General features: G+C 73.6%; 3 protein-coding genes and 2 pseudogenes. All 5 read left to right on the top strand.

Annotated elements, in window-relative coordinates:
• Positions 1–49: 49 nt before the first annotated feature.
• The 5 genes and pseudogenes from ACIGQF_RS02355 (at position 50) to ACIGQF_RS02335 (ending at position 13,766) form a co-directional block, all read left to right on the top strand.
• Positions 50–1,444, top strand: a complete 1,395-nt coding sequence (locus ACIGQF_RS02355) for an NAD(P)/FAD-dependent oxidoreductase (protein WP_399704347.1) — start codon at positions 50–52, stop codon at positions 1,442–1,444.
• Between the two features lie 17 nt (positions 1,445–1,461).
• On the top strand, positions 1,462–1,647 hold the full coding sequence (locus ACIGQF_RS02350; RefSeq protein WP_399704344.1) for a ferredoxin: 186 nt from the start codon (positions 1,462–1,464) through the stop codon (positions 1,645–1,647).
• Between the two features lie 108 nt (positions 1,648–1,755).
• Positions 1,756–4,551: pseudogene (locus ACIGQF_RS02345) on the top strand (acyltransferase domain-containing protein); the annotation flags it as partial.
• A 72-nt stretch (positions 4,552–4,623) separates the two neighbouring features.
• Positions 4,624–12,129 (top strand): annotated as a pseudogene (locus ACIGQF_RS02340) (beta-ketoacyl synthase N-terminal-like domain-containing protein); the annotation flags it as partial.
• Between the two features lie 59 nt (positions 12,130–12,188).
• A complete protein-coding gene (locus tag ACIGQF_RS02335) occupies positions 12,189–13,766 on the top strand; it encodes an SDR family NAD(P)-dependent oxidoreductase (protein WP_399704769.1) in 1,578 nt (525 codons plus the stop codon).
• Positions 13,767–13,791: the final 25 nt, after the last annotated feature.

The following is a 13,791-nucleotide window of genomic DNA, read 5'->3' as shown; positions in this document are numbered from 1 at the left end:
ACGCAGGCCGCCGCACCGCACGCACTTCATTCCAGGAGGACTCCAGACCATGACCAGTGCAGTGGTGCTCGGCGGCGGGATGGCCGGCATGCTCGCGGCGGCGGCGCTCGCCCGCAGCGCCGACCGCGTCACCGTCATCGAGAGCGACCGGTTCCCCGACGGCCCGGCCCCGCGCAAGGGTCTGCCGCAGGGCCATCACAACCACATGCTCATGAGCGGCGGCGCGCAGGCGCTCGACGACCTGCTCCCGGGCACCACTGACGCGCTGTTCGCGGCCGGTGCCCGGCGTCGCGGTATGCCCGGTGACCTGCTGACGCTCTCCGCCGAGGGCTGGTACCGGCGGCACCGCGGCGACGCGTACGTCATCGCCTGCAGCCGGGAGCTCACCGACCACGTCGTCCGGACACGGGTACTGGCCGACAAGAAGATCACCGTGATCGAGTCGGCCAAGGCCACCGGGCCGGCCGGCGACCGCCGGCGCATCACCGGGGTGCGTATCGAGCGGGCGGGCGCCGAGGCCGAGACCATCGAAGCCGACCTCGTCGTCGACGCCACCGGCCGCCGTTCCCGGACCCCGGAGTGGCTCACCGGGCTCGGGCTGCCCGACGTCCAGGAGGAGCGGGTCGACGCCGGCTTCGCCTATGCCAGCCGGCTCTACGAGGCGCCCGAGGGCACGCCCGAGGAGTTCCCCGGAGTACTCATCCAGGCGCGGTCCGGCACCGGAAGCCCCGGCCGCGGCGCCGCGCTGCTGCCCAACGAGGGCAACCGCTGGATCGTCGCCCTGATCGGTACCCGCGGCGGCCGGCCGCCCACCGACGAGGCCGGCTTCGAGGCGTTCGCCAGGGAACTGCGCGATCCCGTCATCGCCGACCTGATGGCCGCGGCCACCCCCGCCGGCCCCATCCGTGCCTACCGCGGCATGCCCAACTGGCGCCGCCGGTACGAGAAGCTGCCGCTGCCCGATGGCCTCGTCGTCATCGGCGACGCCGCCACCACCCTCAACCCGAACTACGCCACCGGCATGTCGATCGCCGCACTCGGCGCGCTGGCCCTGCGTACCGAAGCCGGCCGTCACGGCATCGCACCGGGCCTCGGCCGCGCCGCGCAGCAGGCGATCGCCAAGGCCGCCGAAGGGCCCTGGCAGATGGCCGTCGGCGCCGATCAGTGGTTCCCCGGGGCCGAGCTGACCATCAAGCGCGCCCCGGAACTGATGCGCCGGTTCACCGCACGGTTCGCCCGTATGACGACGGAGAACGCCGCGCTGTCCAACGCGTCGTTCAACGTGGCGGCCCTGCAAGCGCCGCCCAGCAGCATGATGACCCTGTCGGCGCTGCTGACCGTCGCCCGCGGGCCGCGCCGCGCGCCGCTCACGCGCGAGCAGGCCATCGCCCAGTACCCGGAGTTCGGCGACCTGCTCAAGCCCGCGCCCGCCGACGCCGCCTGACCGGTCCGGAGGACCCGATGCGTATCGACGTCGACCGAGAACGCTGCGTCGGATCGGGCGCGTGCGTCCACGCGCGGCCCGACCTCTTCGACCAGAGCGAGCGGGACGGCCGGGTCGTGCTGCTCGCCGCCGAGCCGGCCGGGGAAGTGGGCCCGGTGGCCGAGGTCTGCCCGGTCGCCGCCATTTCCCTCGTCGCGGACTGAATAGGGGCCGGGCAATCAAGTAAGGGGTTGGCGGGGCGACCCGCCGCTACCAGGATCGTTGTCCATAGATCCTGAATTCTTGGCTGCCCGCCAATCATTCTGTCAATCATGCCGTTTATGGGGGTGCCTTCGGTGAGCGGTGCGGAATTGCTTTCCGTCATTCCGTGGACCATTTCCGGAAAGAGTCCGGAAGCGCTGCGGGCCCAGGCCGCCCGCTTGCGTCGGTACGTGGCCGAGCGCCCCGCATACCGGCCCGTGGACGTCGCCCGCTCGCTGGCCACCACGCGCGCCGCGCTCACCCACCGCGCGGTCGTCGTCGCCGGAGGCCGTGACGGGCTGCTCGCCGGGCTCGACGCGCTGGCCGAGGACGGCACCGCGGGCGACGAGGCCGCGGTGATCACCGGTGCCGCGGGCAGCCCCCGGCTCGCCTTCGTCTTCCCCGGCCAGGGCTCGCAGTGGGCCGGAATGGCGGTCGATCTCCTCGACGCGGCACCGGAGTTCGCGGAGCAGATGACGCGGTGCCGCGACGCGCTGGCCGCCTTCGTCGACTGGGACCTGCTGGCCGTCCTCCGTCAGGAGCCCGACGCCCCCACGCTGGACCCGGTCGACGTGGTGCAGCCCGTGCTCTGGGCGGTCATGGTCTCCCTGGCAGCCCTGTGGCGGTCGTACGGCGTGGAGCCGTCCGCCGTCGTCGGCCACTCGCAGGGCGAGATCGCCGCGGCGACCGTGGCCGGCGCGCTGTCCCTGGAGGACGGCGCCCGCGTCGTCGCCCTGCGCAGCCAGTTGATCGGCCGGAGCCTGGCCGGCAAGGGCGGCATGATGTCCGTACCGCTCCCGGCCCGGGAGCTCGCCGAGCGGCTGCGGCCCTGGGAAGGCCGGATACAGCTGGCGGCCGTCAACGGACCCGGCACCGCCGTCGTGTGCGGCGAGACCGCCGCCCTGGACGAGGTCCACGAGCGGCTCACCGCCGACGGCGTTCGTGCCAAGAAGATCCCGGTCGACTACGCCTCCCACTCGCACTACGTCGAAGCCGTCCGCGACGAACTCCTCACCCTGCTCGCACCGGTGACGCCGCGTACCGCCTCCGTCGCCTTCTACTCGACCGTCACCGGCGCGGCCCTCGACACCGCCGCGCTCGACGCCGAGTACTGGTACAGCAACCTGCGGCAGACCGTACGCTTCGAGGACGCCACCAGGGCCCTCCTCGCCGACGGCCACGCCCTCTTCGTCGAGTCCAGCCCGCATCCCATCCTCAAGATCGGCGTGGGCGAGACCATCGAGGCCACCGGCAGCGCCGCCGCCCTCATCGGATCGCTCCGCCGCGACCAGGGCGGCCTCGCCGACTTCACCGCATCGCTCGCCGAGGCGTACGTCCGGGGGGTGCCCGTCGACTGGTCACCGTTCTTCGCCTCCGGCCACACCGTCGACCTGCCGACCTACGCCTTCCGCCGCACCCGTTACTGGCTCGACGTGCCCATGCCCGGCACCGAGATCCAGCGCGTGGGCCAGGCCGCGCTCGACCACCCCCTGCTGGGCGCCACCGTCGAGCCCGCCGAACTCGGCGGCCACCTCTTCACCAGCCGTATCTCGCGGCAGACCCATCCCTGGCTCGCCGACCACGAAGCGCTCGGCACGGTGCTGCTGCCCGGTACCGCCTTCGTCGAACTGGCCGTCCGCGCCGGCGACGAGGCCGGCTGCGACGTCCTGGAGGAACTCACCCTCCAGGCCCCCCTGGTCCTGCCGGAGACCGGCGCCGTCGACCTCCAGGTACGGGTCGGCGGGGCCGACGCCCGGGGCGCCCGGCCGGTCGCCGTGCACTCCCGTGGCCCTGCCGAAGGCGCCCCCTGGACGTGCCACGCCACCGGCACCCTCACCACCGGTGCCCCGGCCCCCGCCTTCGACCTCGCCCAGTGGCCGCCGCCCGGTGCCGAGCCGATCGGCCTGGACGGCGCGTACCAGCGGCTGCTGGCCCGTGGCTATGCGTACGGGCCGGTCTTCCAGGGCCTCACGGCGGCCTGGCGGCGCGGCGACGAGCTGTTCGCCGAGATCTCCCTCGACGCCCGGGCGCATGCCGACGCCGCCCGCTTCGGCCTGCACCCCGCGCTGCTGGACGCCGCGCTCCACCCCGACCTGGTCGCCGACGGGGACGAGAGCGACGACACGGTACTGCCGTTCGTGTGGAACGACGTCGTGCTGCACGCGAGCGGCGCCACCGCGCTGCGGGTCCGCCTCGCCCCCGCGGACCAGGGCGGCACTGCCGTCCACGCGGCCGACGAGACCGGCGCTCCTGTGCTGAGCGTGGGCGCGCTCGTCGCCAGGGCCGTCTCGGCACAGCAGCTCGAAGCGGCCGGCGGGGGCAGGGACGAGCGCCCGTACCACCTGCGGTGGGTGGCCACCCAGCTCCCGGAGTCCCCTCAGGAGACGGCCGGCCGCGTCGTGCTGGGGCGCGCGCCGACCGGCCTGGAACTGCCGCACGCGGCGGACCTCGAAGAGCTGCTGGCCGGTGAGGCGCCGCAGGTCGTCCTGGTACCCCTCGCCGCCGACACGCCGCCCGGCGACGTGCCGCCCGGCGACGTGGCGCCCGGCGACGTGCCGGCCGGCGTACGGGCCGTGGCACACCGGGCCCTGGAACTGCTGCGCACCTGGCTCGTGGACGAGCGGCTCGCCGGCACCCGGCTCGTCTTCGTGACCCGGAACGCCGTACCGGCACCGGCCGGCCCTGACCCGGCGGCCGGCCCGGACCTGACCGTCGCTCCCGTCTGGGGACTGGTGCGCGCGGCCCAGGCCGAGAACCCCGGCAGGTTCGGCCTCGTGGACCTCGATGACACCGAAGAGTCACTGCGGGCCCTGCTCGCCGCGACCGACCACGGTGAGAGCGAACTCGTCCTGCGCGGCGGCCGGGCGCTGCTGCCCCGCCTCGGCCACGCCCCGGAAGCGACCGCCCAGCCCGCCGGTACCGACGCCGTCCCGGTCCTCGACCCGGAAGGCACCGTCCTGATCACCGGTGGCACCGGCGGCCTGGGCGCGATCACCGCGCGGCACCTGGTCGCCGAGCACGGAGTCCGTCACCTCCTGCTCACCAGCCGCCGGGGCGCGGCGGCTCCCGGCGTCCCCGCACTCGTCGCCGAGCTCCGGGCCGAGGGCGCCCAGGTGACCGTCGCCGCCTGCGATGTCGCCGACCGCGCCGCACTCGGTCAACTCCTCGCCGACCTCCCCGAAGCGCACCCGCTGACGGGGGTGGTGCACTCCGCGGGCATCCTCGACGACGGCATCGTCGCGTCCCTCACCGACGAGCGCATCGACGCGGCACTCGCGCCCAAGGCGAACGCCGCCTGGCACCTGCACGAGCTGACCGCCGACCGCGACCTCGCGCTGTTCGTCCTGTACTCCTCGGCCGCCGGCACCCTGGGGGCAGGAGGCCAGGCCAACTACGCGACCGCCAACGTCTTCCTCGACGCCCTGGCCCACCACCGCCGGGCCGCCGGACTGCCCGCGACCTCCATGGCCTGGGGACTGTGGGCGGCCGGCACCGGCATGACCGGGCAGCTCGGCGAGGCGGACATCGAACGGCTGGCCCGGCAGGGCTTCCCCGCCATGTCGACCGCGGAGGGGCTGGCGCTCTTCGACGCGGCACTGCGCGACCCCGCCCGCACGCCCCTGCAACTCCTCATGCACCTGAACCTCCCCGCGCTGCGTACTCAGGCGCTGGCCGGCGAGGCCCAGCCGGTCCTCCGTGACCTGGTACGTGTCCCGGCCCGCCAGTCCGCCCGTACCGGCGGCGCCGCGGGCGGCGGCACCCTTCAGGACCGGCTCGTCCGTCTGCCGGACGCCGAGCAGGACCGGTTCCTGCTGGACCTGGTCCGCACCCGGACCGCCGACGTGCTCGGCCATGCCTCGCCGGACGCCGTGGCACCCGACCGTGCCTTCAAGGAGCTCGGGTTCGACTCGCTGACCGCGGTCGAGCTCCGCAACCGGCTGAGCGCCGCGACCGGCCTGCGGCTGCCCGCGACGCTGATCTTCGATCACCCCTCGGCCCGAGCGGTCGCGCTCCTCCTGAAGGAGCGGGCGCTCGGCGCCGCCGCGGGTGCCGCCGTGCCCACGCCCGGCACCGGGCGGCCCGACGACGAGCCGATCGCGATCGTCGCCATGGCCTGCCGCTTCCCCGGCGGCATCAACGGCCCCGAGGACCTCTGGCGGCTGCTGATGGAGGAGCGCGAGACCGTATCGGAGTTCCCCGCCGACCGGGGCTGGGACATCGAGCGGATCTACGACCCCGAGCCCGGCACGCCCGGCAGGACGTACACGACCTCCGGCGGATTCCTCTACGACGCCGCCGAGTTCGACGCCCAGTTCTTCGGCATCGCCCCGAACGAGGCGCTGGCCATGGACCCGCAGCAGCGGCTCCTGCTGGAGTCCTCCTGGGAGCTGCTGGAACGCGCGGGCATCGATCCGGGGACCCTCAAGGGCAGCCCCACGGGCGTCTTCACCGGCGCCATGTATCACGACTACGCCAACAGCAGCGCGACCGGCTCCATCGCCTCGGGCCGCCTCTCCTACACCTACGGTCTCGAAGGCCCCGCGGTGACGGTGGACACGGCCTGTTCGTCCTCCCTGGTCGCGCTGCACCTGGCGATCCAGTCGCTGCGCTCGGGCGAGTGCACGCTCGCGCTGGCCGGCGGTGTCACCGTGATGGCCACCCCGGAGGTGCTGATCGAGTTCGGCCTCCAGCAGGGCCTGTCGCCCGACGGCCGCTGCCGCTCCTTCGCCGAGTCGGCGGACGGCACCGGATTCTCCGAGGGCGTCGGTCTGCTGCTGGTCGAGCGGCTGTCGGACGCACGCCGCAACGGTCACCCGGTCCTCGCGGTGGTGCGGGGCTCCGCCGTGAACCAGGACGGCGCGAGCAACGGCCTGTCCGCGCCGAACGGCCCGTCGCAGCAGCGCGTCATCCAGCAGGCCCTGGCCGCATCGCGGATCGGCCCGTCGGAGGTCGACGTGGTCGAGGCGCACGGCACCGGTACGACGCTGGGCGACCCGATCGAGGCACAGGCCCTGCTGGCGACCTACGGCCAGGACCGCCAGGACGGCAGCCCGCTGTGGCTGGGGTCCGTCAAGTCCAACATCGGGCACGCCCAGGCCGCGGCCGGCGTCGCCGGCATCATCAAGATGGTCGAAGCCATGCGCCACGGCGTCCTCCCCAAGTCCCTGCACGCGGAGGAGCGCTCCAGCAAGGTCGAATGGGACGCGGGCGCGGTCCGGCTGCTGTCCGAGGCCCGCGACTGGCCGGACGCCGGGCGGCCACGCCGGGCGGGTGTCTCGTCCTTCGGCATCAGCGGCACCAACGCGCACGTCGTCCTGGAGCAGGCCCCGACGGACGGGACCGACGAGCCCGCCGCACCGGCTCCCGTGGACCCGGCCGTCCCGCTGCCGTGGGTGCTCTCCGCCCGTACCGCGGGCGCCCTGCGGGCACAGGCCGGCCGGCTCGCCGAGCGGCTGCGGCAGAGCCCGTCGGCCCGGCCCGTCGACCTCGCGTACTCGCTCGCCACCACCCGGGCACCCCTGGAGCGGCGCGCCGCCTTCGTGGCACAGGACACCGCACAGGCACTCCGCGCCCTGGAGACGCTCGCCGCGGGAGAGCTCCCGCCGGGAGCCGTACGTGAACAGGCCCGCTCCGGCGCCCCGGCCGCCTTCCTCTTCACCGGACAAGGCGCACAGCGTCTCGGCATGGGCCGCGACCTGCACCGCGCCTTCCCCGTCTTCGCGCGCGCCTTCGACACCGCGCTCGCGGAACTCGACCAGCACCTCGACCGCCCGCTGCGGGAGGTGGTGTGGGGCGAGGACGCGGACCTGCTGAACCGTACCGCGTACGCCCAGCCCGCGCTGTTCGCCTTCGAGGTGGCGCTCTACCGGCTGGTGGAGTCCTGGGGTGTACGCCCCGCGTTCGTGGCCGGCCACTCGATCGGCGAGATCGCCGCCGCCCGGGTCGCCGATGTCCTGTCCCTCGCCGACGCGGCGAAGCTGGTGTCCGCACGCGGCCGACTGATGGACGCGCTGCCCGCGGGCGGAGCCATGGCGGCCGTACAGGCCACGGAAGAAGAAGTACGGCAGCGGCTGACCGACGGGGTGACCATCGCCGCGGTCAACGGCCCGGACTCCGTCGTGGTCTCGGGCGCTGAGGCCCAGGTCCAGGCACTCCAGGACCACTTCGCGACTTCCGGCCGCCGCGTGGCCAGGCTGAAGGTCTCGCACGCCTTCCACTCGCCCCTGATGGAGCCGATGCTCGCCGAGTTCGAGGAGATCGCGTCCGGACTGTCGTACGCCCCGCCGCAGATCCCGTTCGTCTCCACGCTCACCGGGACCCCGGTCACCGACGAGCTGACGGATCCGGCCTACTGGGTCCGGCACGTCAAGGAGGCGGTCCGCTTCGCCGATGCCGTCAGCTGCCTGGACGCGCGGCACGTCGACACCTATCTCGAACTCGGTCCGGACGCGGTCCTCTGCGGCACAGGGCCCGGCAGCGTCACCACCCGGCAGGACGGCCGGGAGCCCGCCTTCGTCCCGGCGCTGCGGCGGGACCGCGACGAGGAGACCACCGTCGTGGCCGCGCTCGCGCAGCTGCACGCCCGTGGCGCCGAAGTGGACTGGCCGGCGTTCTACGCCCGCAGGGACGCCCACCGCGTCGCCCTCCCGACGTACGCCTTCCAGCGCAAGCCGTACTGGCTCGCCGCGGAACCCGGCACCGTACCCACGCCCGTTCAGGGCCGGGACGGCGACCTGGACGGCACGCCGCCCGGGACCGGTGACACCGCCCGCTGGCAGGCCATCACCGAACTCGCCGGGACCGAACGGGCACGCGCGGCCCTGGAATTCGTCCGCCGCCACGTCGCCGGAGTCCTCGGCATCGAATCCCTCGACGACGTGGAGCCGGACCGCGCCTTCCAGGAACTGGGCTTCGACTCGGTCGCCGCCGTCGAACTGCGCAGACGACTGACGGCGGCCACCGGTCACAGCCTTCCGGCCACCCTCGTCTTCGACCATCCGGCAGCCCGGGCCGTCACCGAACTCCTGCTCGCCGAGACCGTTGCGGACGGCGACGACCCCGCCCGCCGCGCCCTCACCGAACTCGACCGCGTGGAGGCGGCCCTGAACGCCGAGCTCCTCGCGCACGGGCCGGACGGCGAGGCCGGTGCGCGCATCGCCGCCCGCATGGAGGCGGCCCTGCGCAGATGGCGGGACGCACGCGGCGCCGGCCCGGCGGACGACGGCACATCCGAGGACTACGGGTCCGCGACCGACGACGAACTGTTCCAGGCGCTGGACAACCTGGAGATTGGCTGATGGCGATGGGGAACGACGACAAGCTCCGCGACTACCTCAAGCGCGCCACCGCCGAACTCCAGCAGACACGGCGGCGGCTGCGCGAGGCCGAGGCCAAGGACCACGAGCCGATCGCGATCGTCTCCATGGCCTGTCGCTTTCCCGGCGGTGTGGACACCCCGGAGAAGCTGTGGGACCTGGTGGCCGCCGGCCGTGACGCCATCACCGGCTTCCCCGGCAACCGCGGCTGGGACATCGAGAACCTCTACGCCCCCGAGCCGGCCACTCCTGGGAAGACCTACAGCCGCGAGGGCGGGTTCCTGCACGACGCGGGGGAGTTCGACGCCGACTTCTTCAGGATGAGCCCGCGGGAGGCCAGGGAGACCGACCCGCAGCAGCGGCTGCTCCTGGAGACCGCCTGGGAGGCCCTGGAGCGCGGCGGCCTCGCCCCGACCTCCCTCAAAGGCTCCAGGACCGGCGTCTTCGCCGGCGTCGCGTACCACGACTACGCAGCCAACGGGTACGGCCGCCTGGCCAGCGTCGTCTCCGGACGCATCGCCTACACCCTCGGGCTGGAGGGCCCCGCGGTGACGGTGGACACGGCCTGTTCGTCCTCCCTGGTCGCGCTGCACCTGGCGATCCAGTCGCTGCGCTCGGGCGAGTGCACGCTCGCGCTGGCCGGCGGTGTCACCGTGATGACCACACCCGATTCCTTCGTGGGCTTCAGCCAGGACCGCGGGCTGGCACCGGACGGACGCTGCAAATCCTTCGCGGCTGCCGCGGACGGTACGGGCTGGGGTGAGGGCGTAGGCATGCTCCTGGTGGAGCGGTTGTCGGACGCGCAACGCAACGGTCACCCGGTCCTCGCGGTGGTGCGGGGCTCCGCCGTGAACCAGGACGGCGCGAGCAACGGCCTCTCCTCGCCGAACGGCCCGTCACAGCAGCGCGTCATCCAACAAGCCTTGAAAGTCAGTCAGTTGAGCCCGTCGGATGTGGATGCGGTGGAGGCGCACGGTACGGGTACGACGTTGGGTGATCCGATCGAGGCGCAGGCGTTGCTGGCGACGTACGGCCAGGAGCGGTCCGAGGGTGATCCGTTGTGGTTGGGTTCGCTGAAGTCGAACATCGGGCATACGCAGGCCGCTGCCGGTGTCGGTGGGATCATCAAGATGGTTCAGGCGATGCGGCATGGTGTGTTGCCGGAGACGTTGCATGTGGATGAGCCGTCGGGGCAGGTGGATTGGGCGTCGGGCGATGTCCGGTTGCTGACGGAGGCGCGTCCGTGGCCGGAGGCGGGGCGCCCCCGGCGGGCGGCCGTGTCCTCCTTCGGTCTCAGCGGCACCAACGCACACGTGGTGCTGGAACAGGCGCCGCTCGCGTCCGAGCCGGAGCGAGCGGTCAGAGCGACTGAGGGGCCCGCGGCACCGGTTCCGCTCCTTCTCTCCGCCCGCAGCCCCGAAGCGCTCAACGGCCAGGCACAGCGCCTGCGGGACCACCTGGACAGCACCGGGACGCCCCTCCTCGACCTGGGGCACTCCCTTGCCACCACGCGGTCCGCATGGGAACACCGGGCGGCCCTCCTTGCCCGTACCCACGAAGAGCTGCTGCGCGGCCTGACCCGGCTCGCGGACGGCGAGACCCCGGCGGGCACGGTACGCGGCAAGGTGTCGGACGGCCCCACCGCTGTGTTGTTCACGGGGCAGGGGTCGCAGCGGCTGGGGATGGGCCGGGAGCTGTATGCGGCGTTCCCGGTCTTCGCCGAGGCGCTGGACGCGGTGCTGGCGGTGCTGGAGCCGGGGTTGCGGGAGGTGATGTGGGGCGAGGATGCGGAGCTGCTGAACCGTACGCGTTTCACTCAGCCCGCGCTCTTCGCCTTCGAGGTCGCGCTGTTCCGGTTGGTGGAGTCGTGGGGGATACGCCCGGATTTCGTGGCCGGGCATTCCATTGGTGAGATCGCGGCGGCGCATGTGGCCGGGGTGTTGTCCCTGTCCGATGCGGCGAGGTTGGTGTCGGCGCGTGGGAAGTTGATGGATGCGTTGCCTGTGGGTGGCGCGATGGTGGCGGTGCAGGCTTCGGAGGAGGAGGTGCTGCCGCACCTGTTGTCCGGTGCGGTGGGTATTGCCGCCGTCAACGGGCCGGAGTCCGTCGTGGTCTCGGGTGAGGAGGCCGCTGTCCTCGCCGTTCAGGGGCACTTTGAGGGCGAGGGGCGTAAGACGACGCGGCTGAAGGTGTCGCATGCGTTTCATTCGCCGTTGATGGCGCCGATGCTGGATGAGTTCCGGGCGGTGGCCGAGGGGCTGACGTACAACACGCCGCGGATTCCCCTCGTCTCGACGCTCACCGGTGACCGGGTCACGGATGAGCTGACGGCTCCGGGTTATTGGGTGCGGCATGTCCGCGAGGCGGTGCGTTTCGCGGATGCCGTGCGGTCGCTGGAGAAGGCCGGTGTCGTGACCTTCGTCGAGGTCGGCCCGGCTGCCGCGCTGTCTGCCACCGGCCCGTCCTGCCTGGCCGACGGCAGCGACGCCGCTTTCGTCCCGCTGCTGCGCCGCGGCCATGACGAGGCGGGCGAACTCGCCCTGGGGCTCGGTGCGGCACACGTGGCCGGTGCGCGGGTGGACTGGCAGGCGTACTACGCGGGGCGGGGTGCCCGGCGGGTGGACCTGCCCACGTACGCCTTCCAGCGCCGCTGGTACTGGTTCGACCGGGCCGCGGGCGACGACGGCCGGCCCTCCGCGATGTCGAGCGGTGCCGGTGCCCGGGAGCTGTCGGCCGGGCTCGACAGCTCCCGGTACCGACTCACCTGGACGCCGGTCGCGGACGACGCGCCGCAGGCCGCCCTGCCGGGCACGTGGCTGGTCGTCGTGCCGGCCGGACACCGGGACGACAAGCGTGCCGCCGCGCTCCTCGACGGGCTGGCCGCGCGCGCCGACCAGCTCCTCCACCTGGAGGCGACGGGGGCCGACCGTACCGTTCTCGCACGGCAGGTGGCCGACGCCGTCGGCAGTGTCGCGGGCCACGGGCGGCAGCTCGCCGGCGTCCTCTCGCTGCTCGCGCTCGACGACGCACCGCACCCCCGGCACCCGCACCTCGCCCGGGGCGTCGCCGACACCGTCACGCTGGTGCAGGCCCTGGCGGACGCGCAGATCACGGCGCGACTGTGGGGCGTGACGGCGCGTGCCGTCGCTGTCACCGCGGACGAGGAGCCCGGCAGTCCCCAGCAGGCCATGCTCTGGGGCATGGGCGCGGGACTCGCCCTGGACCACCCGGACACCTGGGGCGGTCTGATCGATCTGCCCGAGGCCATGGACGCGAAGGTTCTGGACCAGGTGTGCGCCGTACTCGCGGCTCCGGTGGCGCCCGCGTCGTCTACCGAGGGCCACGACAGGATCGCCGTGCGGTCCGGCGGCCGGCACACCCAGCGCATGACGCCTGCCCCGCTCGGCACGGCGGTGCCGCCGCGGGAGTGGCGCCCCGGCGGCACGGTCCTCATCACCGGCGGTACCGGCGGCCTCGGTGCCCATGTCGCCCGGATGCTGGCCGACCGCGGGGCCGGACACCTGCTCCTCACCAGCCGCCGTGGCCGGGACGCCGAAGGCGTCGCCGAGCTGGAACGCGAGCTGACCGAGCGCGGCGCGCGGGTCACGGTCGAGGCCTGCGACGTCGCCGACCGTGAAGCGCTGCGCGACGTGCTGGCGGCGGTGCCGGAGGAGTACCCGCTCACCGCGGTGGTGCATGCCGCCGGTGTGATGCAGCGCATCGCACCGCTGACCGAGCTGTCGGTCGAGGAGTTCGCGGAAACCGGGCGCGCCAAGGTGGCGGGCGCCCGGCACCTGGACGAACTCCTCGGCGACCGGCCGCTGGACGCGTTCGTCCTGTTCTCCTCCGGCGCCGCCGTATGGGGCAGCGCGGGGCAGGCCGCGTACGGAGGAGCCAATGCCTACCTCGACGCACTCGCCCAGCGCCGCCGGGTGCACGGCCGCACCGCGACCTCCATCGCCTGGGGCTCCTGGGACAGCGGCATGGTGGACGCCGGACTCGGCGCGGCACTGCGCCGGATCGGCGCGCCGCCGATGGATCCCGGCCGCTGCCTGGAAGGGCTGGGCCAGGCGCTCGATCACGACGAGAGCCACCTGGTGTTCGCCGACATCGAGTGGTCGCGCTTCGCGCCCACGTACGGCTTCGCCCGTGCCTGCCCGCTGCTGAACGAACTGCCGGCGGCCCGGGCGGCGCTGGACCCCGGCCCTGGCTCCGGCGCCGACGGTTCCGGTGGCACGGGACCGGACTTCGTGGCCGGCCTGGCGGCGCTGCCCGCACCCCAGCAGGGCCGCGCGCTGCTCGACCTCGTCCGTACCCAGGTTGCCGAACTGCTGGGTTACGACAGTCCCGAACAGCTCGACCCGGCCAGGCCCTTCGAAGACCTCGGCTTCGATTCGGTCGCCGCTGTGGACGTCACCCAGCGGCTCAGCGCCGCGGTCGGCCGCAGGCTCCCGTCCACGATGGTCTTCGACCACGCGTCCCCGGCCGCGCTGGCGGACTTCCTGCGTACGGAACTGTGTCAGGACGGTCCGGCGGACGGGCTGTCCGTACTCGCCGAACTCGACCGCATCGAAGCGTTCGTCACCGCGCTGCCACCCGAGGAGATCCGGCGCGGACGGCTCGTCGACCGGCTGCGAACCCTGCTCGCCAGGGCCGGCGAGGCAGCCGGGGAGACGGAAGGCACGGCTGCCGTCCCCGCCGGGATCGCCGACGCCACCGCCGACGACGTCTTCGATTTCATCGACCGGGAACTCGGCCTCGGCTGACCCCGCCCGGAGGAGTCCGGGCCCG

It is taken from the genome of Streptomyces sp. NPDC053560, from assembly GCF_044544605.1.
Classification (GTDB): domain Bacteria; phylum Actinomycetota; class Actinomycetes; order Streptomycetales; family Streptomycetaceae; genus Streptomyces.
The sequence above is the reverse complement of the archived record's forward strand: the minus strand, read 5'-3'. Positions and strand labels throughout refer to the sequence as shown.